Origin of the sequence: Nitrosomonas sp., assembly GCF_019635155.1 — a bacterium.
In the GTDB taxonomy this organism is placed as follows: Bacteria; Pseudomonadota; Gammaproteobacteria; order Burkholderiales; family Nitrosomonadaceae; genus Nitrosomonas.
In genome coordinates this window covers 11,102-35,583 of record NZ_JAHBZY010000005.1, presented here as the reverse complement: position 1 = coordinate 35,583, position 24,482 = coordinate 11,102, and the positions used below count along the sequence as shown (strand labels likewise).

The window sequence follows — 24,482 nt, the reverse complement described above, 5'->3', positions numbered from 1 at the left end:
CGCTATGGCAATTTTTCCGGTGGCGGCGAATGAACTGAAGCATATTGCTGCAGTAATTTTTCCAATTGTTCATAACTAAAAGGTTTGCTGAGATGCGCGTTCATTCCTGCATCAAAACATTCATTCCGGATATGTTCGTAGGCATGTGCCGTCAGCGCCACAATAGGAATCGGCGCCTTGTTTTGTTGTTGCTCCAGTACGCGTATTTGCCGCGTTGCTTCAAACCCGTCCATCACCGGCATATTGCAATCCATCAGAATCAGATTGAAAGACTGTGCCTGATAGGCGCGAATTGCTTCAGCGCCGTTATCAACCATCACCACGTCACATTGCATCCGCTCCAGCATCGCTTTACTGATCATCTGATTGACCTGATTATCTTCCACCACCAATATCCGCAAACGGTGCTCGCTGGTGGCCTGAGACTCGATATCCGCCGGATCGTTTTCCTTTGCTACCGCTGTTTCAATAGTCGCGTATTTCAACGGAATTCGCGCACAAAATTGAGACCCCTTACCGATTTCGCTGGTCAACAAAATATCACCCCCCATCAACACCAGCAAATTACGCGTGATCGCCAAACCCAACCCGGTTCCTTGGATATGCCGGGCGGATTCACCCACTTGCGTGAATTCCTGGAACAACTGCGTTTGATTCTCGGCGGAAATACCGATTCCGGTATCCGTTACCGTTAATTCCAGTTCCACGCTATCCTGCCCGGAAACCGGCTTACATTGCACCGACAGTTTAACTTCGCCTTGCTGCGTGAATTTAAAAGCGTTTCCGAGCAAATTAAATAGTATTTGTTTAATCCGGTCCGGATCGCCAGTCAACTGGTTCTGATCAATACCATCACGAGTCACAATGAAATTTAACGATGTCTCCTTAGCTTTCTGGCGAAATAGCAATTCAACTTCATTGATCAGAATACTCAGATCAAAGGTGCGATTAACAATCGTCAGCTTGTGGGCTTCTATTTTTGCAAAATCCAGAATATCGTCGATAACGCGCAGCAGCGTCCGCCCGGAATCGCGAATGACATTCAAGTAATTTCTCTGTTCAGGATTTAAAGCAGTCATCGCCAATATCTCAGTCATTCCCAAAACACCGTTCATCGGTGTTCTGATCTCATGGCTCATTGACGCCAAAAAGGCCGATTTCGCTTTGTTGGCATTCTCCGCTTGCACGCGCGCCTGCTCCAAATCGACAGCTTGTTGTTGCAACAAAACAGCCTGCTCCCTTGCTATCCAATAATTCCGGTGCTGCAACTTACCATTGTGAATCAGAAAAATAAAATAAGCCAAGCCGATCGTCATTAATACCCATCGGCCTTCATCGGGAATAAATATGACTAAGCCGATAAGACTCGGCAAATAAATCAACACAGCGAAAGCCAGCATCAGCCGAATACGAGGCGCGGTCGCCGCAATGCCGCCCGCGATAAATCCCACTGTGGCAATAATCGCCAGCGCGACACCATTGTCAATTGCCTCAACGGAAAAGAAAATCCAGACCTGAAAGCCCCCCCAGACCAGAGCTGTTGCCACATAAATTGCGGCAATCGAATACTCGAGCGTCGCTTCGCTATTATTTCTGAATTTGGATGCATAGCGGTAAATAGTCAGGCGAAAGATTGCCAATACAATAAAAAGCACGTCAAAAATAAAAATATAGGGCTGTACCGTTAGTTCCGGAGACGTCAAGAGAGCGGCGCTGCAACACAGCACATAAAACAAACCGCCCAGCCGCATACGCTGCACCATATCTTGATTGGTGCTAATCCGTACCGCTTCAAGGTGTGCTACCTCAGGATCCGACCACATGTTATTTACCCTTCTGGAATACGCTCTGGTTTATTGAAATTGTATCTGAAGAACCGGCATAACCGGTAAAAGGCTAATTGCCAGTAATACAACGGATCCAGCGATTTTTTCTGGAATCTTCTTACGAGTTGTTTCGTTTAGAGAAAAAATTACGCTTGATGCAACTAGCCAAAAGCGGCGCTAAAAGGTATGATGCGCAGTTGATGTAACAAGGAGGTGTGGCCGAGCTGGTTTAAGGCAGCAGTCTTGAAAACTGCCGTAGGGGTGACTCTACCGTGAGTTCGAATCTCACCGCCTCCGCCATAAATCCGCATACTTCCGCAACAATCCGGTAAATCCGACCAAATAACCTGTATTCAAGCAATCGCTTTACGCTTTCTATTGACGGTTCGCTATGAGATCCATAACAAAGAAAAAACCATTTTCCCTTGGTGTTGTTTATGCTGCTGCAGTGTTAGAAAAAGCCAGATAGCTCACGTCAGCTGAACGGATGAAGCTGGTAAGCAATATCGAACGATAGATCAATAAATAGAAAAGCCGCTGCAAATAGCGCTAAAGCGATGGCTCGCGAATGATACTCAGAGTTTCCTTAGAGAAATTCTATCAACACCGGATGCGGCAACTCCAGACATCGCATCGCATGCAGATGATGGCAATCCGCCGATCGATAAAAAAATCTAAGTCAGTTTATAGGAAGAAGCGCCTGTTCCCGCCAGCTTGCCACCGTCAACAATCAGGTACTCCTCACGCATGGGCGTACCTTCGAAATAATTCTCCAGAATCTCCAACGTTCCTGCCGCATAGCGCGTTTGCGCGGAGAGGGATGTACCAGATATATGCGGCGTCATACCATTCCACGGCATTGTCCGCCATGGATGATCGGCCGGCGCCGGTTGCGGGAACCATACATCACCCGCATATCCTCCCAGATGACCGGATTTAAGCGCACGCACCACTGCATCACGCTCAACCAATTTACCGCGCGCGGTGTTAATCAGATATGCACCACGCTTCATTTTGGCGAACATGGCATCATTAAAGAAATGCTCCGTCGAAGGATAAAGCGGCATTTGCAGATTGACGATATCGACGACCTTAATCAACGATTCCACATCCGGATGAAACATCAGATCTAATTCTTTCTCGATGTCAGGACTCAGACGATGCGGGTCGGTGTAATGCAGGTGCAGACCGAAGGGTTTGAGCCTGCGAAGCACCGCCAGACCAATCCGGCCTGCTGCGATGGCACCGAAATGCATACCTTCGACATCGTAGCTACGCTGCACACAGTCGGCGATATTCCAACCGCCCTTAACGGCTATTTCGTGTGAAGGCAGGTAGTTCCGCACCAACGAAAGCACCATCATCACCACGTGTTCAGCCACGCTGATACTATTCGATCCCGTGACTTCGGCTACCGTAACCCCCGCTTGTGCCGCGGCTTCCAAATCGACATGATCGGAACCGATACCGGCAGTCAATGCCAGTTTCAGCTTCTTTGCTTTGGCAATGCGTTCCTTGGTTAGATAGGCCGGCCAGAAGGGTTGGGAGATCACAATTTCAGCATCGGGTAAATGTTGCTCGAAAACCGAATCAGGCGCATCTTTGTCACTGGTGACGATCAGCTCATGACCATTTTTTTCAAGATAGGGACGCAGTCCGAGCTCACCGGAAACACAGCCCACCAACTCTCCCGGCTTGAAACCCAGCGGTCCTTTCGGATTCGGAACAGTCTGGCCGTTAGCATAATGTGTAATGACCGGGATATCGTCGCGGGCATATGAGGGTGGATAACCGCCTTCGGGATCAGGATAAAGAACACACAAAATTTTTGCCATTATTAGAACTCCCTAAGCATATTAAAACAGGATAGGCATAATGTCCGCCATCGAGATTGAATGTCATCTTATCCAAAAAATTAAAAACCGTCCAATACTCACCTTCTATCATCCATTCCGTTATTCTTAATTAATATCTGCAAGGTATGCTATACGTAAGAAACTCACCGAAGTGGTTTTTTTATGAAAAAGTAAGGACAAATCCGGAAAAACTTCGGATCAGATGCAGAGGCATTTCGGAATTACCATGTTCATTGACGAACAATGAGCGCATGCGCCTGGAAACTTATTTCTTGAGTGCAGCTAACTGTTCTTTAAGCGACCTAATTTCTTCTTCCGCATGAATTCGCGGTGTGATATCGAACTGCACGCCGAGAAAATAAAGCAGATTGCCGTGCGAATCGAAGAGCGGAGAGATCAACAAATGGTTATAGAATAATTCACCGTTTTTGCGATAATTGCGTAACACCACTTCAACAGGTTTTCTATTTTTTATCGCGTCGCGCAGTTGCTGAACACCTGCTTGATCGTGTTCATTACCTTGTAAAAAACGGCAATTCTTTCCGACCGTTTCTTCCAGCGTATAGCCGGTGATTTGTTCAAAGGCTTTGTTGACATACACCAAAGGCATGTCATCTTGATCCGGATCCGCCAAAGTTACCCCATTTACACATGAATCAAGAATCTTGGACAATACTTGCGGAATGAGTCCAGGGTCTTTTTCAACGATAAAATCCATGATTTTTCTCCAAGTTAACCAACAATTCGCTTACTAAGGCACAATCATGTCTGATTAATTTAAACTGGCCTGATCTGCTTCGATTAATTTTTTAATATTTATGACTGTTCTTTCAGTGCCATCTTGAACCGCGATGCGTACCAACTTTTCAAATGGCCTAACGTGCAAATCCAAACGAAGCAATTCGAAAATAAAAGTGATGCGGCTGTCCAGCGGATTGATCGACTCAATCAAATAATCGCACCGGTAAGGATTGGAAACACCTTCGAAACAAATACGCGATCCGTTATCGAACACTTTGACTTTAAATGTCGATTCCGAGCGATTGCCTTGATCTATTCGCACTTGCCGGCATATCGTTCCTAAGTTGATAGGACCATCCGTGATTTTCTCCAACTCTTTAACTTCCGGCGACCACCGGGGATAATTGACGAGCAAATTATTCCCAATAAAATCAAAAAGCTTATCGGGCGGACTCTGAATGATTGTACTGGCCTTGCCAATTACCGGATTATCTTTGAACAAACCAAGCATATTTGTCTCCCGCAGGATGCACTAAACTACGTAAGTATCGATTCCTGCCAATAATAAGTCATATTGCGCTTCTACTAGCTCTTTAATGGTTAAGGCTGGCATTCCGGTGATCATATTGCTTTCCGCAACCAGCCATCCCACTGCATCCGAAGCTCCTAAACTCACAACATATCCTAATTCATGGTGAAGATACGGTTCAAGCAATCCTGGGATACCGGCGTGCCTTAGAATGTTGCGCGCCACCAGTTTACCTTTCCGAACCGCTGATTGCGCCGTCAGTGTATTCGATCCAAGTGATTGATAATGCGAGCAATCCCCGGCTGTAAAAATGTTATGCAAGGGTTTCTGATCAACAAGAATCTGGCCAAACGCATTGGCAGAGAGAGTATGTTGCTGTTTCTTGCCCAAAAATAAAATAGCCAGATCGGAGGGCAGCATTTTTTGCGCTTTCGTTTCTTTGTCGATCAATAAAACTTGATCCACTTGCTGTTCACAATAATAAATATTTGGATAGAAGGCAATATCCATGTCATCCATACGCGATTCGACATAGGTGCCGAAACCGGCCGGGAATTGCTCAAGCACATGATTCCCTGAATGGATTAAAGATAATTTGGCTCTTTTATTAATACGAAGAAGAAATTGCTGAATCTCAAAAAGAAATTGTATGCCCGTTGCGCCTCCGCCAACAACGGAAATCGATGGCACCGGCTGATCGTAGTCACTCAATCTATTTGGCAGCAAATCGGAACCGCTGACAGTTGTGAAATTGCTCAGCGTCAAAATATTCGAAGCTCCGGCAGAATCAATGGCTTTACTTTCACAACCGGAAGCAATGATCAAATAATCGAAATCGACCATCTCATCATTGACAACCAATCGCTTATTATCCTGGCAGATCCGTAAAGCTTCCGAATCAATCTGGAAAGATGCCTGAATATGCCGGCAACCGTAACGTTTTTCTATTGTTTCAAAAGGAACCAGCAGATCCGATAAGGGATACCGGAACGTTTCGTGCAAATGCGTCATCTTGATATGATACGACCGCGGGTCAATGATTGTGATGTCCGTATCCGGAGCAAACTGCAAGAGATTCGTTAATGCCGCCAATCCGGCATAGCCACCGCCTACAATCACTACTTTTATTTTTTTTTGTTGCGTGAAACTAAACGGCAAAAAAACCACAATATTTCCTTCCTCAACCAAACAGAAAAATACAAGCCCTTGTCATTACAGCATCGCCGGGCTTTCTATGTTTCCAAAAAGACAGCTTCGGTCACTTATCCATCCAGTGTACAGACTAGCACAAATAGCGCTTGAATAGCTTCGATTCATCGCGGCCAGTCATTTTCATGAACTTGGAACACGATGCACTCGCCAGTTTTGTTGAGCCCATTGCCAGAAAGAAGCGATATCACCTTCCATCATTTCAACCGGTGTTGGTTGCCCCAAGAATTGCAGCGATTTAATCAGTTGCGGCAAAGCGTTTTCGACTTGAATCGGCGCAGCGTTTGTTTGCTTACTGAGTTTTTCGCCGAATGCATTGGTTACAACCGGTAGATGCAGATAGTGCGGCGTCGGAAAACCGAGCAGGCGCTGCAAGAAAATCTGGCGCGGCGTTGAGTCAAGAAGATCGGCGCCACGTACGACATGCGTAATATTCTGCAGCGCATCATCCGTCACGACAGCTAATTGATAAGAAAAGATGCCGTCCGCCCGGCGCAAGACGAAATCACCGATATCACTGCTCAGTTTCTGCGAATAAGAACCTTTGATTCGATCGTGAAACAAAATTATTTCATCGGTTACTCGAATTCGCATTGCATATGACTCTTTTCCGCGAGGCGGATGATCCCGGCATGTTCCCGGATAAATGAGACCGCCTAACCCTCGGATACTGGAATCCGCAATTTCCTTTCTTGAACAAGCACAAGGATATATACGATTACGTTGTTCCAAAACACTCAATGCATACCGATACGCATCCGAACGCCGACTCTGATAAACCACTTCTTCATCCCATTCGAATCCAAAGCTTTCCAGCACCGTTAGAATTTCACTTACCGCTCCAGGCATCGCCCGCTGGCAATCAACATCTTCAATCCTGACCAGCCATTTACCATTGTGGAACTTCGCATCGAGATAACTCCCCATTGCCGCAACCAAAGAACCGAAATGTAAAGGTCCGGTCGGCGAGGGTGCAAATCGTCCACGATAAGATTGTTCGGCTAATCGCATATTTTCAAGAAAGAATTACAAAAAATAGAAATATGATCAATACCGGCGGAATGATTCAGTTTATACCACCACAATATTCCCAAACATCCTCTAGGCACTCAATAGATAAACTATAATTCCGAACGATTGGCATTCACAATCATATTTTTTACTTGATGTAATCATTCTTACAAAAAATCCAAGCATGCATATTCATATTCTTGGGATCTGCGGCACTTTCATGGGCGGCATCGCCGCCATTGCCCGCGAATCCGGACACACCGTTACCGGCTGCGATCAGGATGTTTATCCGCCCATGAGCACGCAGCTTGAATCACAGGGCATTCAGTTGATTGCAGGCTATTCACCCGAGCAAATTACTATGCAACCGGACCTATTTGTAATCGGTAATGTAATTTCGCGCGGCAATCCCTTAATGGAGGAAATTCTCAACAGGAACTTACCGTATGTTTCGGGTCCGCAATGGCTGTCGGACAATATTCTTAGAAAACGCTGGGTACTCGCGGTTGCCGGCACACATGGCAAAACCACGACCAGCTCCATGCTGGCTTGGATATTGCAGTACGCCGGTTTAAATCCCGGATTTCTCATCGGCGGCATACCGGAAAATTTCGGTATATCAGCATGCGTTGGAAACTTATCACCACCTTCAACCCAGGTTGGGTCGAATGCTACCGAAGCTTCCCCCTTCTTTGTCATCGAAGCGGATGAATACGACACGGCATTCTTTGATAAACGTTCAAAATTCGTTCACTATCATCCCAGAACAGTCGTTTTGAATAACCTTGAATTCGATCATGCCGATATTTTCCCGAATCTTGAAGCAATAAAAAGACAATTCCATCATCTTGTACGGATTATTCCCAATAATGGTTTGATTGCCGTCAATGGAACAGACAGTAATCTGAAGCACGTGTTGGAGCAAGGATGTTGGACGCCGATTGAATACTTTGGAACTGAATCCGGTTGGCACACGCGATCATTGAAAACTAATACCGAAGTTTATTCAAATACCGGTTATCAAGGATTGCTGCAATGGGATTTATTGGGCGAACACAACCGGATGAATGCGCTCGCAGCACTGATCGCTGCCCGGCATGCGGGCGTATCGGTCAATATCGGACTCGAAGCGTTAGCGCAATTCAGAAGCGTAAAACGCCGCATGGAAATACGCGGCACGGTGAATGACATTACGATTTATGATGATTTCGCACATCATCCGACTGCCATTCGAACGACTTTGGATGGTCTGCGCGCACATGTCAATGAGGATAGAATTATTGCAGTCTTGGAGCCGCGCTCAAATACCATGAAAATGGGGATTTGGAAGGATCAACTCGCTGCCAGCCTGCAAGCGGCCGATCATGTTTTTTGCTTTACGCGGGATTCGCAGTGGGCGACAACCGCAATGGCCGCATTAAATAAAAAGGCGGATTGCATCGATGATCTGAATCTCCTCATTCAAAACATCGCGGCCATTGCACGACCAGGCGATCACATTTTAATTATGAGTAATGGCGGGTTCGGCGGCATTCACGAAAAATTGTTAACTGCTTTGCGGCAAGCTTGAGTTTGGGTGAATTTTTGTTGCGTGCACTTCGGGTAACTAACCACCGGAAAATTCGCATAACGCGAATACTGTATGACCAAGATTCTCCAGACGTACCCGGCCGCCAACATCCGGCAAGTCAATCACAAAACAGCATTCAACCACTATACCGCCCATATCCGTAATCAGACCGGCAGCCGCTTCCGCGGTACCGCCTGTGGCAATCAAGTCATCGACCAGCAATACCCGGTCTCCCGGTTGAATGGCATCGACATGAATCTCGATCCGGTCGCTGCCATATTCCAATTGATAATCTCGTCCAACCGTTTCCGCAGGCAGCTTGTTTTGCTTGCGAATCGGTATAAAACCCTTGCCTAGCTGATACGCAACCGGCGCACCAATAATAAAACCACGCGATTCGATACCAGCCACTTTATCAATTGCGATCGTGTCATAGCGATGCGCAATTTCTTGTATCGTCGTGCGCAACCCGACCGGATCTTTCAGTAAAGTCGTAATATCACGAAACATGATACCATGATGCGGATAATGCGGAACCGTGCGGATATGCGTTTTAATCGACATGATAGGATTTGAATATAAGCACCTGAAAATACAAAAGGCCTCAACCTGGATTGGTTGAGGCCTTCGATGATAACTGAAGTTACACTAAATCAAATATTAGTGGTCCATTGCGGCTTTTGCATCAAAGCTGGCTGGCTTTTTAACTTGAGTCATGATGCTATCATCCCATGTGCCCTCAACATTCATATGAGCGGCAGCACCCAGTAATACCGCTTCAATCAGGTTATGACTGAGGTATACATGCAGACCAGGTTGATGGAATTCATAGGCTGCAGCAACTGCGGAACCTGCTGGTACAAACCAGGTTTCTTGGCTGGTCAGAGGTACATCGCTGAATGAACCGCCTACCCAGTACAGATCACCGTGTCCACCGATCAAGTGCGGATAAGATGGGCGATTAGCTTGAGAATGGATAAACAGAACTTTTTCACCTACTTTAGCTTTCAGTGCGTTATCGCCGGTGATTGCACCAACCGCGCCATTGAAGACTACGTGAGTCGGGATAAGTCCTTTAGCAACTTCCAGCATATCAGCCATGCCTTCAGCTGGCGAACCGTATTCTTTGAATTTGCCGCTGCTGTCTTTAGGCAAATAGAAATCTTGTTCACCGATATAGTATGCACGGTCATAACGGTATGGTTTGCCTTTTTCGTCTTTCAGGCCGCCTTTTGGCAATACCATGATCGCGCCGTTCATACCAGAAATAACGTGGAACGGAATCATGGTTCCACCAGGAGCGCAGTGATAAACGAATACGCCTGGTTTAATTGCTTTCCAACGCAATACAACTTCTTCACCTGGTTGAACCAGAGTTAAACCTGCACCGCCCAATGCACCGGTAGCAGCATGGAAGTCTACGTTATGCGCCAATGTGCTTGATTTTGGATTTTTTAATGTCAATTCAACATAGTCGCCTTCGTGAACAACGATTAGCGGACCAGGAACGCTACCATTGAAGGTCAGTGCCCATACTTTCGCGCCTGGAGCAACTTCGATCAATTTTTCAACGGTTTCCATGGTTACTTCAACAATTTTCGGACCTTTGGAAACTTGGTCATGTACAGGAACGTTTGGCGGAGCCACTAATTCTTGTTTAACCCGCGGCAATTTAGAAATGTCTTGCGCTACCGCTACTTGCGATGCCGCAAAACAAAGCAATCCTAAACCAACAATTGCTTGAACAGCTTTAATCATATCTCCCTCCATAAATGATGAACTTTGCGCTTAATTTATGCGCCATTCTATTTTGTTGATGCAATCGCTGATTGCGCCAACACCTGCCCTTCAAAAAGAGCAAAGGGCGGAACGGCGAATATACACTTTCTTCACTGCAGTGTCCATTTTTAAATACTGTAAATGACTGAAATCTTTTCACAAAAAGTCACAATGGAAATAGGGATTTCTTAATTTTCATTTCATTTTTTCTATTTAAAATATTGTCTAACCTTGTAATAATTTAATTTCCGCAGCCGCAAGATTTTCTTGTGTTCCTCTCAGCACGATTACGTCCCCTGCTTCCAATCGCGTTGCATCCGTCGGCAACGGTCCACGAATATTACGCCTCCGTACTGCGGTTACTTCAACGGACAAACTGGTAAGATCGATGTCCTTTAATGTTTTGTTGATGGCAGCGGCATCCGGCGGTATCGTAATCGTTAACAGCCGGGGAAAATTCTTTTCATTGTCATCTTCCATCCCGCCCAAACCATAATAAAATCCGCGCAACAGATTGTAGCGTTGCTCACGAATTTCCCGTATACGGCGCAAGATCCGCACGGTCGACACATCGACAAACATCAGTGCGTGCGAAGCCAGCATCAAACTGCCTTCCATGATTTCGGCAACGACTTCGGTTGCACCCGCTTCTTTCAATAAATCAATATGGGCATCATCCTGCGTTCTAACCACAACCGCCAAATCCGGACGCAATTCCTGTACATGTTTCAGTATTTTCAGCGCGGACACGGTATTGGAATAACTCACCACGAGCACTTTTGCACGCATCAATCCGGCCGCGATCAATACTTCGCGCCGCGCCGCATCGCCATACACCACCGACTCACCGGCACGGCTTGCCTCCTGAATGCGATGCGGATCGAGATCCAATGCGATAAAAGGAATACTTTCCTGCTCCAAAATCCGGGAAATGCTTTGACCGCTGCGTCCATAACCGCAAATAATCACATGACTTTGCGCCGCCATGGTTTGTGCGGCAATCGAAGTAACCTGCATGGCGCGATGCATCCAGTCGGAACTATAAAACCGTTGGATCAGCGCATCGCTATATTCGATGAAAAATGGCGCCAGGAACATCGAAATCACCATTGCCGCCAACACCGGCTGCAATACCGAATTTTCAATTAATGCAAATTCGTTCGCCTGCGCCAATAACACAAAACCAAATTCGCCTGCTTGCGCCAAATTGAGTCCGGTCCTGAGCGCGACACTGGTACTGGCTCCAAATAAGCGCGACAGACCGGCGATAACTACGATTTTTAAAACCGTCAATGCCAGTAAAATGGCAAACACCCAAACAAAACTTTCCAAAACCACTTGCATATCCAGCAGCATGCCAATGGTGACGAAAAACAACCCCAATAGCACATCCCGGAAAGGCTTGATATCATCGTCCACCTGATAGCGGTACTCGGTTTCGGAAATCAGCATACCAGCCAAAAATGCTCCCAAGGCAAGCGACAAGCCCGCCATCTGAGTGATCCATGCAAGCCCCAATGTGATCAGCAATACATTGAGCACAAACAGTTCCGATGATTTCTGCCGGGCAACCAAGTGAAACCAATGACGCATTAACTTCCGGCCAATAAAAAAAACAAACATTAAAACAACGATTACTTTCAGCATCGCCATCGCTAACATTGCGGTGAAGTCATCGGTTTCCGCGTTTGCCTGAACCGCTAAAGCAGGCACCATAATCAGCAGTGGAATTACCGCTAGATCCTGTAGCAGCAATACACCGATTACTTGCTTACCATGCAATGAATTAAGCTCGGCCCGCTCCGATAGCAGTTTGCTCACAATCGCGGTAGACGACATCGCCAAGGCACCGCCGAATATCAAACCAACACGCCAATCCAAATGGAATACCCACGCAATGGCAATCACAACCGCAATCGACACAGTCACTTGCGCTGTGCCAAAACCAAACACAATGCGTTTCATCGCGATGAGCTTCGGCAGACTGAATTCCAGACCGATGCTGAACATCAAAAAAACCACGCCAAATTCCGCCAAATGCCGGGTCCCATCGTTATCCGCGATCCATCCTAAAGCATGCGGACCGATCATGACGCCGGCCAGCAGGTAACCTAGCATAGGCGGTAAGCGCAACAAGCGAAATACCACGACAGCCAAAACGGCAACAGCCAGCAAAATCAGAACAGGTTGCAATGGATCGAACATGGTTGAAAAGCTGCCGATAAGATAAAGCCGTAACGATACTGCAGGAACGGGTCGTCCACAATCGATGCAAGACAAGATGCTATAATGAAAGTCTTATAATTATCTTGATTACCATGCCGGTACCTCATCTTTCCACAGCGCTGCGCGGACCCATCCTGGAATTAGAAAATCGCATCATCAACGCCATGCCAACGATAGAGCACTGGTTGCGCAAGAAATGGCGTGAACATGCCATTCCTTTTTATTGCTCGGTCGATTTGCGCAATAGCGGATTTAAGCTCGCACCCGTTGACACCAATTTGTTTCCCGGCGGTTTCAACAATCTCAATCCGGAGTTCTTTCCGCTTTGCGTACAAGCCATGATGAGCGCAATCGAAAAGATTTGCCCTGAGACGCATAGCATCTTGCTGATTCCTGAAAACCATACCCGCAATATTTTTTATTTGCAAAATATCGCAACCTTGCAAAACATCATGCAACGCGCCGGGCTTCATGTACGCATCGGTACGCTCCTGCCCGAAGTGACAAAAGCGACAGCCTTCGATCTGCCAGATGGTCAATCGATCACCCTGGAACCGGTTGTGCGCAAAGATAATAAGCTGAGCACCCAAAACTTCGATCCTTGCGCCGTACTACTCAACAATGATTTATCCAACGGAATTCCCGATATCCTGCAAGGATTGCAACAAACCGTTATTCCACCGCTGCATGCCGGCTGGTCAACCCGCAAAAAATCCAATCATTTTCTCGCATACGATCGGATCGCTCAGGAATTTTCCGAATTGATCGGTATCGATCCCTGGTTGATCAATCCGCGTTTCACCTCATGCGGTGAAATTAATTTCATGGAAAAACAAGGTGTTGAATGCGTAGCTGCAGCAATTGATCGCATTTTGTCAATCACCCGGAAGAAATACCAGCATTATGGAGTCAAAGAAGACCCCTTCGTGATCGTCAAAGCGGATTCCGGCACGTATGGCATGGGCATCATGACGGTTAAAAATGGCGAGGATATCTATAGCCTCAATCGCAAACAACGTAACAAGATGGCGGTCGTCAAAGAAGGTATGCAAGTATCGCATGTACTGGTGCAAGAAGGCGTGTATACCTTTGAAACGATTAACCAAGCGGTCGCGGAGCCTGTCGTTTATATGATCGACCGCTATGTCGTCGGTGGTTTTTACCGGGTGCATACGGGGCGTGGCATCGATGAAAACTTGAATGCACCCGGCATGCATTTTGTGCCGCTGGCGTTTGAAACCTCCTGTCTGGAAGCGGATGCCGCACAACCCAATATCATCCCGAACCGCTTTTATGCCTACGGTGTGGTCGCTCGTCTCGCCTTATTGGCCGCCGCACTGGAACTTGAACAAACCGACCCGGACAGGCATTCCCTGCAAGCCACACCCGTGCCGGCATGAAACTCGCGTTCATCATTGATCAACTGGATTCGATCAAAACCGGGAAAGACTCCAGCTACGCAATGATCTGCGAGGCAATCGCCAGAGGGCATCTGATCAATGTGATCTACCAACACGACATCGCATTGATCGATACGATCGTAACCGGTTTTTCACGCGCGTTAACGTTATCCGGAACACCCCAAGCCAACGACCATTGGTACCGGACCGGCGATCTTATCGCGACGCCGTTGCAAGCTTTCGATGCCGTATTGATGCGTAAAGATCCGCCCTTCGACCTGGAATATGTATACAGCACCTACCTACTGGAACTGGCGGAATCCCAAGGCGCTTGGGTTATCAACAGCCCCAGCGCCATTCGCGATCACAATGAAAAATTATCCATTGCACAGTTCCCGCAATTCATAACGCCAACCTTGGTCACCAGTCAACCGCAGTTGATCCGGGAATTTTTGAGCGTACACCAGGACATTATCCTAAAACCGCTCAACGGCATGGGCGGCGCCAGTGTATTCCGGGTGCATAGCACCGACCATAATCTCAGCGTCATCATCGAAACGTTGACGCACTATGGCACCCGCACCATCATGGCGCAACGTTTCATTCCGGAAATCGCACAAGGCGACAAACGTATCCTGTTGATTGCCGGTCAAGCGGTTCCGTATACCCTGGCACGCATCCCCAAACCCGGTGAGACACGCGGCAATCTGGCCGCCGGCGGCACCGGCGTGACGCAGCCACTATCGCAACGGGATCGGGAGATCGCCGAATCACTCGGTCCGGAACTCGCCCGGCGCGGGTTGATGCTGGTGGGTTTGGATGTAATTGGCGATTATCTGACGGAAATCAACGTAACCAGCCCGACCGGCATGCAGGAAATTACCCGGCAAACCGGATTCAACGTCGCGGCAATGATGATCGATGCGATTGAAACAGCGTTTGAGAAACGCAATATTGACTAATCTAAGAAAGGATTGTTGGTCGCGGCAAGTCTGATAAGCCAGACTTGCCGAAAAACTCACGCAGGTTTTACGCTACTTAGTGAACAGTTGCAGCCGTTTTTTCTTCGCAAATCAGATTGCTGCAATAGGTTTCATGGATACCATCGAGGAAGCCCCACAGCGCATCGCACGCTTCTTTGGTTGCAGCCAGGACTTCCGCTTGTTTTTCCGGGGTATCGGCAAAACGTTCGATAATGGCCCATTCGGCTTGAGAATGATAAATATCGGCTTTTTGGTGAACCGAAAAGAACTCGTAATCCTCCGCATTGTTCATGCCATAGAATTTAGCCAGACCGTCGATTTTCACTGCCGCGATATCGGGTACTTGCGATTCAAACGCATGCAATGCCGCCAAACCTGCATAGAACGGGCGATTCAGGCAAATGTCGCGGAATGTGTTGACCAGATTCTCGGTGGACGGCAATGCGGCTGCATTGGCCAGAATCTGATCGTTCGCACCTAATGCAAACGCAAAATTCTTCCATAACGCCGGGTGATTTTTCTCGCCGTGCTCTTCATCGATCAGATTACGCAATACTTCCTGGCGTACGCTGATGTCGCCGCTGTTGGTTTCAGAGTGCATATGCGGGGTGTTGAAATGCACCGCGCTCAGGTAGGTTGGCTCCGCCAGAACGTTGTAGAAATACTGCTCGGCATAATGACGTAATTGCTCCTTGGTCAGTTTACCCTCGGTCCAAGCGACGTAAAAAGGATGTTTGAGCAAGTATCTCTCGTTGATGATGGCGCTGATTTTTTGTTTGAGCAAGGTATTGGTTGTCATGATTACTCCTTATAAACCGTGATGGATAAAGATGCTGCATATCATCGCTAAATAACCCCGGCAAGTCAAATTTAGCTGGCAGCCGCGCGGCTCAATTGATTGGCAAGCTGCCGGCTGGCGGTGATCATGTTGCTGAGCGCCGGTTTCACTTCTTCCCAGGTACGCGTTTTTAATCCGCAATCCGGATTCACCCACAGCCGTTCGGGCGGAATCCGGCGTGCAGCTTTTTCCAGCAGCCGCACGATCGAATCGACGGACGGAATATTGGGCGAATGAATATCGTATACCCCCGGCCCGATTTCGTTCGGATATTGGAAACGATCGAAAGCATCGAGCAATTCCATCGCCGAACGGGAAGTTTCAATGGTAATGACATCCGCATCCATACGCGCAATCGCTTCAATGATGTCATTGAATTCAGAATAACACATATGCGTGTGAATTTGGGTTTGGTCGGCAACGCCATTGGCGGCGATGCGAAACGCCCGGATCGCCCAATCCAGATAGGTATTCCACTGCGATTTCCGCAGCGGCAGGCCCTCCCGCAGCGCTGCTTCGTCGATCTGAATCATGCGGATACCGGCTTGTTCCAGCGCCGACACTTCATCGCGAATCGCCAATGCCAATTGCAAGCAGGTTTCCGAACGCAGTTGATCGTCGCGCACAAACGACCAGTTCAGCATCGTCACCGGGCCTGTCAGCATGCCTTTCATCGGCTTTCCGGTGAGCGATTGCGCATATTGAATCCATTCGGTGGTAATCGGTTGACCATGCGACACATCGCCATAAATAACCGGCGGTTTGACACAGCGCGAACCGTACGATTGCACCCAGCCGAATTGGGTAAACGCGAAACCGTCCAAATGCTCGCCGAAATATTCCACCATATCGTTGCGCTCGGGCTCGCCGTGCACCAGCACATCCAATCCCAAAGCTTCCTGCTCGCGCACGCAGCGTTCGATTTCTTGTTGCATCGCCCGGCGATAATCCGTTTCCGCCAATTGACCGGCACGAAAATCGCGGCGTGTTTGCCGGATTTGCTGCGTTTGTGGAAACGAGCCGATGGTCGTGGTCGGAAACAACGGCAAGCGGAATTGATTTTGCTGCACAGTAGCACGCTGCGGATATGGCGAACGGCGATTACCCATTGCATTGGTGATTTGCTGCAAACGCGCTTTGACCGGCGGCTGATGCACACGGCTCGATTGTTTGCGGCTGCTGATCGCTGCCCGATTATCCCGCAATATATCCGTAACGCTCTCCCGACCATGATTCAGTGCTTTTGCCAGAACCGCCACTTCATCCAGTTTTTGCACTGCAAATGCCAGCCATGAATAAATCTCACGATCCAGTTTGGTCTCGCTTGCGGCATCGACCGGCACGTGCAATAACGAACACGACGGCGCCAGCCACAGCCGGTCTCGCAACCGGACATGCACCGGTTCCAGCCAATCGAGCACTGCCGTTAAATCGGTTCTCCAAATATTGCGGCCATTGACAACACCCAGCGACAGAATTTTATGCACCGGCAACCAGTCGATCACTTTGGCGACTTCATCGGGCGCGTTGACGGCATCCAGATGCAAACCGGCGACCGGCAGTTCACACGCCAACTGCAAATTGTCTTGCAGTTGGCCGAAATAGGTTGTCAGCAACAATTTCACCGGTGTCGTTTGCAGTTGATAATACGCTTGCCGCAACGCATGTTTCCATGATTCCGATAGCTCCATAACCAGTACCGGCTCGTCGATTTGCACCCAATCGATACCGGCGATCTTGAGTTCGTTCAGCAATTGCGCGTAAATCGCCAGCAACGCGTCGAGCAATTCAAGCTTATCGCTGTCATCCTTGGATTTACCCAGCCACAAATAGCTGACCGGTCCCAGAATCACCGGCTTGACCTTTGGATGCATGCGTTGCGCCTGATAAATCTGGTCGAGCAAGCGGCCTGCATTCAAAGAAAAACACGTATCACTGGCAAATTCCGGCACGATGTAATGGTAATTGGTATCAAACCATTTCGTCATTTCACCGGCGTGAACGCAACCGCAAGCCGCTTTGTCCGCTGGCGAGCGGCCCCTGGCGACGCGGAAATAACTGTCCAATTCGCTCCCCGCCAAAGCACCAACCCGCTCGGGGACGTTACCTAGCATGAAGCTGGTGTCCAGCACATGATCGTACAATGAAAAATCCCCTGCCGGAATCCAATCCAATTGCGCCTGATCCTGCCAATGCCGCCTTCTAAGCGTATCCGCCGTTTCCAATAAGGCGTGTTCGGTTTGCTCGCCTTTCCAGTATGTTTCCAATGCGAATTTTAGTTCACGGTTTCTGCCGATGCGCGGAAATCCAAGGTTATGTGTCGTTACCATTGTTTCATCACCCTTCATCGTTATTCAAAGTGGTGCTATTGTACGAACCTCAAATAATAAATAATAATGATAAGTTTCAAATTTCCAATAAGGTTTCCTCATACATGATCGAACACAGCCACCTCAAAATCATACAAGCGCTGCACACCAATGGCACCTTAACCGAAGCCGCCAATGCGCTGTGTCTGAGCCAACCTGCTTTATCGCACCAAATCAGTTATCTGGAAAAGAAACTCGGCGTCAAATTGTGGGAGCGCGAAGGTCGGAATTTGCGCCTGACTCAAGCCGGACTACTGTTATTGGAAACCGCTAATCAAGTGCTGCCGGTTCTATCGCAAACCGAAAAAACGCTCGAAGCCTACCGCGAAGGCCGTCAAGGTATTCTGCGCATCGGTGTGGAATGCTATCCCTGCTTTGAATGGCTTACCGGCATGATCGGCCAGTACATGCGGCAAATGCCCGGCATCGACGTCGACATCGTGCAGAAATTTCAATTCTCCGGCCTGGAAGGCTTGCTGAATCACCACATCGACGTACTCATCACCCCCGACCTGGTGCGGAAAGACAACATCGCGTACGAAATCCTCGCGGAGTATCAGTTAGTCCTGCTGGCAGCACCCGACCACCCACTGGCGGATTTGCCGCAAATCACACCCGAGCTTTTGAGTAAAGAAACCCTGCTGACCTTCCCGGTACCGCTGGAACGGCTCGATATTCTCACGCATTTCCTCACCCCCGCGCACCTCAAACCGGCACAACTGAAACCCATCGAATCGCTCGAAATCATGCTGCAAATGACCGCCCTCAACCGCGGCGTGTGCGTACTGCCGGAATGGCTCTCCGACATCAAAAACAAGGACTTGAATCTCAGAAAAATTCAAATCGGCGACCAAGGGCTTGATCAGAAATTGTATCTGGCGCTGTGGGAAGCTGAAAAAGATGTGACTTATATTCGGCAGTTTATTGGGGTGGGACAAAAGGTAGCAGAAAGTTACACAGTATAATTGTAACACCACGATAAACGCGCTAATCACTCACCAAAATAAAGCACACCGTCGTAAGTAGAGAGGTATTAAACGCTGTTCAGGTTGCTGATTTTCAACCAGCCTTCGCTCAAAGGACGAAAAATTAAACCCGGAAGAAACTAAATTATAAAAACCTAATTTGTTTACTTACTTTCAATTGATTCACGCAGTTTAAACAGTTCATTAACGAGACTTTCTATATCATCCAGTAGCTTATCAAGCTGAGAAATTATTTGATCATTTCCTGATTTTTCCGCCCCCATTTTTAGAGGTAAAAGAGGATTTGCTCGGGTTATATGTTTCACCCCTTCTGCTAACATGCGAATGCCATATATAGTTCCAGAAATCCTTGTAATGATATCAACACAATTTCCTGGAAGATATTTAAAAGCATCCCGCTCAAGCAATACCTCATAGCGATCTTCAATTGATGTTGCAATTTTATCGAGTATAAATGAAGGTCGAGTACTATTATCACTAAGTAGTAATTTCACATAGTAAATTTTTCCATCAAGATCCTTGCAAATCGCAATAAGATGATGAGTTGTTCTAATAATTTCCTGATTCTGATCATTCATTCGATTGATTCTATCGTTCACAATCAGCCGATTTGAAGCACTCGCAACTAGTAATGCAGCAAGTATTGTAATAGTTGGAGCAATCAGTATCCAAAGCTCATTGTAATCACCTTCGCTTATCAAAACAGCAGCTCGGCATGCCAAGATAAGGAAGAAAACAATCAAGACGTATGTTACTACTTGAATATCTCGTTCAAGATAATCAAATCTCTTTACTAGTTGGTCGATCATATCGGCACTTCCACTTTTAAATGCTTAATACAGACATTGTATAAGCAAAAGTTATATTATCATCCCTTGTGATTTTGCTATTTGCTTCAAAAATCAAATAATCCTAGAAACAAAACGATCAGAACAATCATAATTAACTTTCGCACTAACACGTCGTGCCATATTTTCATCAAATCAGAAAACATAAAACTACTCCATGGACGAACAATCAAGCTTAATTGCGTTATTCACCAGCAGCTTTTTAGCGGCAACCTTGCTGCCCGGGGGATCGGAGGCGGTGCTGGTAGGGGTTTTGCTGGCGTATCCCGATTTGCACTGGCAAGCGCTGATTTTGGCGACCATCGGTAATACCTTGGGCGGCATGAGTTCGTATCTCATTGGCCGTCTGTTACCGGATGAGGATGCATTGCATAAAAAACTGGGAGGAAAAACGCGTGGCTTGGAATGGGTACGCCAACATGGCGCGCCTATTTTGCTGCTATCGTGGGCGCCGCTGATTGGTGATATTTTGTGCGTGGCAGCTGGATGGTTGCGCGCTAATTGGTTATGGGCGTTGCTATTTATTACTTTAGGGAAATTTGCCCGTTATTGGGTGATCGCAACCGCGATCAATTAAGAGCACTTTTAAAAATTAACGAGCGATGCTCCTAAGGAAAACTTCGATCCGGTTGATTCATTTTGCGCCGAATAAACCGGATCAAAATCAATGACTGAGTCACTCCTGATTCTCAAACAATCTCTGCAATTCACCGCTTTGATACATTTCGGAAACGATATCCGAACCACCGATGAATTCGCCATTGACGTATAACTGCGGAATCGTCGGCCAGTTTGAATAATCCTTGATACCCTGGCGGATTTCAGGGTCTTCCAGCACGTTCACTGTAAAAATATTATCAATGCCGCAAGCCTTCAAGATATTCACCGCGTTTGCGGAAAAGCCGCATTGCGGTTGATCCGGTGTGCCTTTCATATACAGTACGACCGGGTGTGTGGTCACTTGCTGTTCGATTAAATCTTCAACGTTCATAGCGTTAGTTTCTCCAATAGATCATTCCAAAAGTTTTTCACAGATGCCGGATTCAGGATTTCTCAAGCGTCTTTCATTGTTGCACCGGGTACACTACATAAGCTCAACACTGAAAAATTCAACTGACCGCCGCTGACGCGCATTATGCCAGCCAAGTCCGGCTTGGAACAAATATTATTAAAATCCGCTTGCTGGAGCAATCTTCTGCAAGCTTCCGCTTGATCATATCCATGTTCCAACAGCAGCCAACCATTAGCAGCCAGATAGCCGGGTGCAGCTGCAATAATATGATCGATACAGGCCAGACCATCGTTACCCGCCGATAATGCTATTTCCGGCTCAAACCGCAAATCGCCTTGCTGCAAATGTGGATCGTGTTCTGCGACATACGGCGGATTTGAAACAATCAGATCAAATTTCTCTCTGGAAAGTTCATCGAACCAATTTCCGGTTACAAATTCCAGATTAGTTACGTTCAGCGTCTTGGCATTCTGTCGCGCAACGGTGATAGCATCCGGTGATAAGTCCACCGCAACGACATACGACCGGGGGCGATGCTTGGCAAGGGTGATCGCGATTGCGCCGCTACCGGTTCCCAGATCCAGGATTCGTTCTGGCCGGTCCGCAGGAATGAGTTGTAGCGCCCACTCGACCAGCAGCTCGGTTTCAGGCCGAGGAATTAAAACTGCGTTTGTGACATGAAAAGTCAAATCATAAAACGGCCGTTCGCCAGTCAAATAGGCCACCGGAAGTCCCTTGGCACGTTCTTGAATTAATTGCGAGAAGTTTGCCGCTTGCTGTTCGGTCAACTGATGTTCGGGATGTGTCAACAGATAGACGTGATAAACATGCAGTACATATTCCAGCAGTAGCCGTGCATCCACAGGGTCAATCAACCGGTTGGCGGCGGCTAATGCTTGTGCAATGGTTGCGGGTTGCATCGAGGAACAAACCGGATCGGCAATCAAGCGATCACTACTCCTGCACCGAAGCCGCCAATAATTCCGCTTGATGCTCAGCCACTAAGGCCGAGCAGAGTTCATCGATATCGCCGTCCATGATCTGATCCATTTTATAGAGCGTCAGATTGATACGATGATCGGTTACCCGGCCTTGCGGAAAATTGTAAGTGCGAATCCGCTCCGACCGTTCTCCGGTCCCCACTAGCGATTTCCGCGTCGCTGCTTGTTCCGCATGTTGCGCACGCATTTGCTTGTCGTGAATACGTGCAGCGAGCACGCTCAATGCTTGCGCTTTATTTTTGTGTTGCGAACGCCCATCCTGGCATTCCACCACGATGCCGGTCGGCAAATGCGTCACGCGCACGGCGGAATCGGTTTTATTGATGTGTTGCCCGCCCGCACCGGAAGCACGGAAGGTATCGATGCGTAATTCTGCGGGATTCAACACCACTTCGCTGACTTCATCGGCCTCCGGCATCACCGCCACGGTGCAGGTCGAGGTATGCACGCGCCCTTGCGTTTCGGTCACAGGCACCCGCTGCACGCGATGGCCGCCGGATTCGAATTTCAATCGCGAATACGCACCTTGACCGATAATCTTGGCAATAATCTCTTTGTAACCACCGATATCCGATAAGCTTTGCGAGATGATTTCCACCTGCCAGCCTCTTCTTTCCGCATAGCGGGAGTACATCCGGAATAAGTTACCGGCAAACAAAGCCGATTCATCGCCACCGGTTCCCGCGCGGATTTCCAGAAAAATATTGCGCTCATCATTGGGATCTTTCGGCAGCAACTGTTTTTGAATCTCCGCTTCGATTTTAACGAGCTTTTCTTTCCCGGCCTGGATTTCAGTTTCGGCAAATGCCCGCATTTCGAGATCGGCGTGCATTTCCCGCGCTGTCTGTATGTCCTGTTCGCACTGCTGGTACTCGCGATACAGCTCCACAATCGGAACAATTTCCGAATGTTCGCGAGTCAGCTTGCGATAGTTATCCAGATCGGCGGTTGCAGATTCGCTACTCAGTAAATGGTTTAGTTCGTCCAAACGCACACTCAAACGAGTGAGCCGGTCCGTGATGTTTTTGTTCATTGTGGGCGATGCAGTTGGTATAGCCGGTTAATCAACCCGACTAATTCTTCACGTTCATCTGTCGTGGCGTGATTCAGCACACTGGAAGGCATGTGCAGGAATTTATTGGTAAGACTATTACTTAATGCTTCAATAACTTTATCGGGGTCTTCCCCCTTTTCCAGCAATCTTTTGGCACGAGCCAGTTCGTGGCGGCGATATCGTTCGCCTTGGTCGCGTAATGCGCGGATCGTTGGCACGACCTCGCGGGTGGCGAACCAACGCATGAAATCGACCACATTCAAATCAATGATCGTTTCCGCCTGGGCGACGGCGCTCTGACGCGAATCCAATCCTTCCTTGACGATCTCGGCCAAATCATCCACATAATAAAGAAACACGTCATCGAGTTCAGCCACTTCGGATTCCACATCACGCGGCACCGCAAGATCCACGATAAAAATCGGACGATGCTTGCGTATTTTGATGGCGCGCTCGACCATGCCTTTACCCAGAATCGGCAATGGGCTTGCCGTACAAGTTACCACAATATCATGCAACGCCAATTGCTCCGGCAAATCACTGAGCGTAATCGCTTGCGCATTAAAGCGGCTGGCCAATGCTTCGGCACGCTCCGTCGTGCGATTAGCGACGGTAATTTTTTTGGGATTCCTCGCAGCAAAATGATTAGCGCATAATTCGATCATCTCGCCCGCGCCGATAAATAACACGCGCTGTTCGTCGATCTCACCGAAGATCCGCTCTGCCAGACGCGCTGCCGCAGCCGCCATCGACACGGAATTAGCGCCGATTTCGGTTGAAGTCCGGACTTCCTTGGCAACATAAAAGGTTCGCTGGAAAAGTTTGTGCAACAATAAACCCAGCGTACCGGCATGCTCTGCGGATTTAACCGCATTCTTTAACTGTCCGAGTATTTGCGGTTCTCCCAATACCATGGAGTCCAATCCACTGGCTACGCGGAAGGCATGCTTAACCGCTTGCTCGCGCGGCAGCTTGTACAAATAAGGATCCAGATCACGCGTCGGCAAATGATGAAAGTCGGCAAGCCATACGACCGCTTCTTCCGGTTGATCCGTGCAGCAATAAACTTCCGTGCGATTACAAGTGGATACAATCGCGGCTTCTTTGATCGGATTGCGTCCAACGAGATCCCGCAATGCATGTTCCATTGTATTTTCGGGAAATGTAACCTGCTCGCGCACACCCAGCGGCGCTGTATTATGATTAATGCCGAAAGCAAATAACTGCATGAATGTTAATGTTAA

General features: G+C 48.0%; 21 protein-coding genes and 1 tRNA gene. 6 read left to right on the top strand and 16 right to left on the bottom strand.

Translation table 11 applies throughout. The features are described from left to right. Positions 1 to 2: 2 nt before the first annotated feature. Positions 3 to 1,823, bottom strand: coding sequence for a response regulator (locus KF839_RS04925; RefSeq protein ID WP_292916723.1), 1,821 nt, complete (start codon positions 1,821 to 1,823; stop codon positions 3 to 5). Between the two features lie 212 nt (positions 1,824 to 2,035). Between KF839_RS04925 and KF839_RS04920 the strand changes: the two genes are divergently transcribed. Beyond that, a tRNA-Ser gene (locus KF839_RS04920) sits at positions 2,036 to 2,126 on the top strand. Positions 2,127 to 2,500: 374 nt separating this feature from the next. Here KF839_RS04920 and KF839_RS04915 read toward each other — a convergent pair. The 5 genes from KF839_RS04915 to gluQRS all read right to left on the bottom strand — a co-directional run bounded on the left by KF839_RS04915 (position 2,501) and on the right by gluQRS (position 7,172). Beyond that, complete coding sequence (locus KF839_RS04915; RefSeq protein WP_292916722.1) at positions 2,501 to 3,661, bottom strand: NAD-dependent formate dehydrogenase; 1,161 nt, start codon at positions 3,659 to 3,661, stop codon at positions 2,501 to 2,503. Positions 3,662 to 3,947: 286 nt separating this feature from the next. Continuing rightward, positions 3,948 to 4,400, bottom strand: a complete 453-nt coding sequence (locus KF839_RS04910; RefSeq protein ID WP_292916721.1) for a PAS domain-containing protein — start codon at positions 4,398 to 4,400, stop codon at positions 3,948 to 3,950. Between the two features lie 54 nt (positions 4,401 to 4,454). After that, on the bottom strand, positions 4,455 to 4,934 hold the full coding sequence (locus KF839_RS04905) for an SRPBCC family protein (RefSeq protein ID WP_292916720.1): 480 nt from the start codon (positions 4,932 to 4,934) through the stop codon (positions 4,455 to 4,457). A 21-nt stretch (positions 4,935 to 4,955) separates the two neighbouring features. Further along, positions 4,956 to 6,119, bottom strand: coding sequence for an NAD(P)/FAD-dependent oxidoreductase (locus tag KF839_RS04900; RefSeq protein WP_292916719.1), 1,164 nt, complete (start codon positions 6,117 to 6,119; stop codon positions 4,956 to 4,958). Positions 6,120 to 6,284: 165 nt separating this feature from the next. Beyond that, complete coding sequence (gene gluQRS / locus KF839_RS04895) at positions 6,285 to 7,172, bottom strand: tRNA glutamyl-Q(34) synthetase GluQRS (protein ID WP_292916718.1); 888 nt, start codon at positions 7,170 to 7,172, stop codon at positions 6,285 to 6,287. A gap of 184 nt (positions 7,173 to 7,356) precedes the next feature. On the opposite strand from gluQRS, the gene mpl reads away from it, so the two are divergent. Beyond that, a complete protein-coding gene (gene mpl / locus KF839_RS04890) occupies positions 7,357 to 8,742 on the top strand; it encodes a UDP-N-acetylmuramate:L-alanyl-gamma-D-glutamyl-meso-diaminopimelate ligase (protein ID WP_292916717.1) in 1,386 nt (461 codons plus the stop codon). 36 nt (positions 8,743 to 8,778) lie between these two features. Here mpl and KF839_RS04885 read toward each other — a convergent pair whose 3' ends face one another. From KF839_RS04885 to KF839_RS04875, 3 genes are all read right to left on the bottom strand, one after another. Next, positions 8,779 to 9,306 carry an adenine phosphoribosyltransferase gene (locus tag KF839_RS04885; protein WP_292916716.1) on the bottom strand — a complete coding sequence of 176 codons (528 nt, stop codon included), beginning with the start codon at positions 9,304 to 9,306 and terminating at the stop codon, positions 8,779 to 8,781. Positions 9,307 to 9,402: 96 nt separating this feature from the next. Continuing rightward, entirely contained in the window at positions 9,403 to 10,500 is a 1,098-nt protein-coding gene (nirK, locus tag KF839_RS04880) for a copper-containing nitrite reductase (protein WP_292916715.1), read from the bottom strand. Positions 10,501 to 10,746: 246 nt separating this feature from the next. After that, positions 10,747 to 12,726 carry a monovalent cation:proton antiporter family protein gene (locus KF839_RS04875; RefSeq protein WP_292916714.1) on the bottom strand — a complete coding sequence of 660 codons (1,980 nt, stop codon included), beginning with the start codon at positions 12,724 to 12,726 and terminating at the stop codon, positions 10,747 to 10,749. A gap of 113 nt (positions 12,727 to 12,839) precedes the next feature. Between KF839_RS04875 and gshA the strand changes: the two genes are divergently transcribed. Both gshA and gshB read left to right on the top strand, forming a co-directional pair. Further along, on the top strand, positions 12,840 to 14,147 hold the full coding sequence (gene gshA / locus KF839_RS04870) for a glutamate--cysteine ligase (protein ID WP_292916713.1): 1,308 nt from the start codon (positions 12,840 to 12,842) through the stop codon (positions 14,145 to 14,147). Then, complete coding sequence (gene gshB, locus KF839_RS04865) at positions 14,144 to 15,109, top strand: glutathione synthase (RefSeq protein WP_292916712.1); 966 nt, start codon at positions 14,144 to 14,146, stop codon at positions 15,107 to 15,109. Before gshA ends, gshB begins: the two co-directional genes overlap by 4 nt. A 76-nt stretch (positions 15,110 to 15,185) precedes the next feature. On the opposite strand, the gene KF839_RS04860 is transcribed toward gshB, so the two are convergent. Together KF839_RS04860 and metE are read right to left on the bottom strand one after the other, a co-directional pair. Next, positions 15,186 to 15,929: a 4-aminobenzoate synthase gene (locus KF839_RS04860; protein WP_292916711.1), complete on the bottom strand. Its 744-nt coding sequence runs from the start codon at positions 15,927 to 15,929 to the stop codon at positions 15,186 to 15,188. A gap of 71 nt (positions 15,930 to 16,000) precedes the next feature. After that, positions 16,001 to 18,298: a 5-methyltetrahydropteroyltriglutamate--homocysteine S-methyltransferase gene (gene metE, locus KF839_RS04855; protein ID WP_292916710.1), complete on the bottom strand. Its 2,298-nt coding sequence runs from the start codon at positions 18,296 to 18,298 to the stop codon at positions 16,001 to 16,003. A 104-nt stretch (positions 18,299 to 18,402) separates the two neighbouring features. Here metE and KF839_RS04850 point away from each other — a divergent pair, with 104 nt between their 5' ends. After that, positions 18,403 to 19,302, top strand: coding sequence for a LysR substrate-binding domain-containing protein (locus tag KF839_RS04850; protein ID WP_292916709.1), 900 nt, complete (start codon positions 18,403 to 18,405; stop codon positions 19,300 to 19,302). 164 nt (positions 19,303 to 19,466) lie between these two features. Here KF839_RS04850 and KF839_RS04845 read toward each other — a convergent pair whose 3' ends face one another. After that, the gene (locus KF839_RS04845; RefSeq protein WP_292916708.1) at positions 19,467 to 20,132 is read right to left on the bottom strand and encodes a hypothetical protein; all 666 of its coding nucleotides are present in this window, start codon (positions 20,130 to 20,132) and stop codon (positions 19,467 to 19,469) included. 196 nt (positions 20,133 to 20,328) lie between these two features. On the opposite strand from KF839_RS04845, the gene KF839_RS04840 reads away from it, so the two are divergent. Then, positions 20,329 to 20,748 (top strand): YqaA family protein, encoded by a 420-nt coding sequence (locus KF839_RS04840; RefSeq protein ID WP_292916707.1) that lies wholly within the window; start codon positions 20,329 to 20,331, stop codon positions 20,746 to 20,748. A gap of 99 nt (positions 20,749 to 20,847) precedes the next feature. Here KF839_RS04840 and grxD read toward each other — a convergent pair whose 3' ends face one another. From grxD to hemA, 4 genes are all read right to left on the bottom strand, one after another. Further along, entirely contained in the window at positions 20,848 to 21,162 is a 315-nt protein-coding gene (gene grxD / locus KF839_RS04835) for a Grx4 family monothiol glutaredoxin (protein WP_292916706.1), read from the bottom strand. A 62-nt stretch (positions 21,163 to 21,224) separates the two neighbouring features. Next, positions 21,225 to 22,130: a peptide chain release factor N(5)-glutamine methyltransferase gene (prmC, locus tag KF839_RS04830; protein ID WP_323802045.1), complete on the bottom strand. Its 906-nt coding sequence runs from the start codon at positions 22,128 to 22,130 to the stop codon at positions 21,225 to 21,227. 7 nt (positions 22,131 to 22,137) lie between these two features. Next, positions 22,138 to 23,217, bottom strand: coding sequence for a peptide chain release factor 1 (prfA, locus tag KF839_RS04825; RefSeq protein WP_292916705.1), 1,080 nt, complete (start codon positions 23,215 to 23,217; stop codon positions 22,138 to 22,140). Next, the gene (hemA, locus tag KF839_RS04820) at positions 23,214 to 24,467 is read right to left on the bottom strand and encodes a glutamyl-tRNA reductase (protein ID WP_292916704.1); all 1,254 of its coding nucleotides are present in this window, start codon (positions 24,465 to 24,467) and stop codon (positions 23,214 to 23,216) included. The genes prfA and hemA overlap by 4 nt, the downstream gene beginning before the upstream one ends. Positions 24,468 to 24,482 lie beyond the last annotated feature (15 nt).

Excerpts from the sequence above, each read along its gene's own strand:
- KF839_RS04925 (WP_292916723.1), bottom strand. The coding sequence starts at position 1,823 with ATGTGGTCGGATCCTGAGGTAGCACACCTTGAAGCGGTACGGATTAGC.
- KF839_RS04915 (WP_292916722.1), bottom strand. The coding sequence starts at position 3,661 with ATGGCAAAAATTTTGTGTGTTCTTTATCCTGATCCCGAAGGCGGTTAT.
- KF839_RS04910 (WP_292916721.1), bottom strand. The coding sequence starts at position 4,400 with ATGGATTTTATCGTTGAAAAAGACCCTGGACTCATTCCGCAAGTATTG.
- KF839_RS04905 (WP_292916720.1), bottom strand. The coding sequence starts at position 4,934 with ATGCTTGGTTTGTTCAAAGATAATCCGGTAATTGGCAAGGCCAGTACA.
- gluQRS (WP_292916718.1), bottom strand. The coding sequence starts at position 7,172 with ATGCGATTAGCCGAACAATCTTATCGTGGACGATTTGCACCCTCGCCG.
- mpl (WP_292916717.1), top strand. The coding sequence starts at position 7,357 with ATGCATATTCATATTCTTGGGATCTGCGGCACTTTCATGGGCGGCATC.
- KF839_RS04885 (WP_292916716.1), bottom strand. The coding sequence starts at position 9,306 with ATGTCGATTAAAACGCATATCCGCACGGTTCCGCATTATCCGCATCAT.
- nirK (WP_292916715.1), bottom strand. The coding sequence starts at position 10,500 with ATGATTAAAGCTGTTCAAGCAATTGTTGGTTTAGGATTGCTTTGTTTT.
- KF839_RS04875 (WP_292916714.1), bottom strand. The coding sequence starts at position 12,726 with ATGTTCGATCCATTGCAACCTGTTCTGATTTTGCTGGCTGTTGCCGTT.
- gshA (WP_292916713.1), top strand. The coding sequence starts at position 12,840 with ATGCCGGTACCTCATCTTTCCACAGCGCTGCGCGGACCCATCCTGGAA.
- gshB (WP_292916712.1), top strand. The coding sequence starts at position 14,144 with ATGAAACTCGCGTTCATCATTGATCAACTGGATTCGATCAAAACCGGG.
- KF839_RS04860 (WP_292916711.1), bottom strand. The coding sequence starts at position 15,929 with ATGACAACCAATACCTTGCTCAAACAAAAAATCAGCGCCATCATCAAC.
- metE (WP_292916710.1), bottom strand. The coding sequence starts at position 18,298 with ATGGTAACGACACATAACCTTGGATTTCCGCGCATCGGCAGAAACCGT.
- KF839_RS04850 (WP_292916709.1), top strand. The coding sequence starts at position 18,403 with ATGATCGAACACAGCCACCTCAAAATCATACAAGCGCTGCACACCAAT.
- KF839_RS04845 (WP_292916708.1), bottom strand. The coding sequence starts at position 20,132 with ATGATCGACCAACTAGTAAAGAGATTTGATTATCTTGAACGAGATATT.
- KF839_RS04840 (WP_292916707.1), top strand. The coding sequence starts at position 20,329 with ATGGACGAACAATCAAGCTTAATTGCGTTATTCACCAGCAGCTTTTTA.
- grxD (WP_292916706.1), bottom strand. The coding sequence starts at position 21,162 with ATGAACGTTGAAGATTTAATCGAACAGCAAGTGACCACACACCCGGTC.
- prfA (WP_292916705.1), bottom strand. The coding sequence starts at position 23,217 with ATGAACAAAAACATCACGGACCGGCTCACTCGTTTGAGTGTGCGTTTG.
- hemA (WP_292916704.1), bottom strand. The coding sequence starts at position 24,467 with ATGCAGTTATTTGCTTTCGGCATTAATCATAATACAGCGCCGCTGGGT.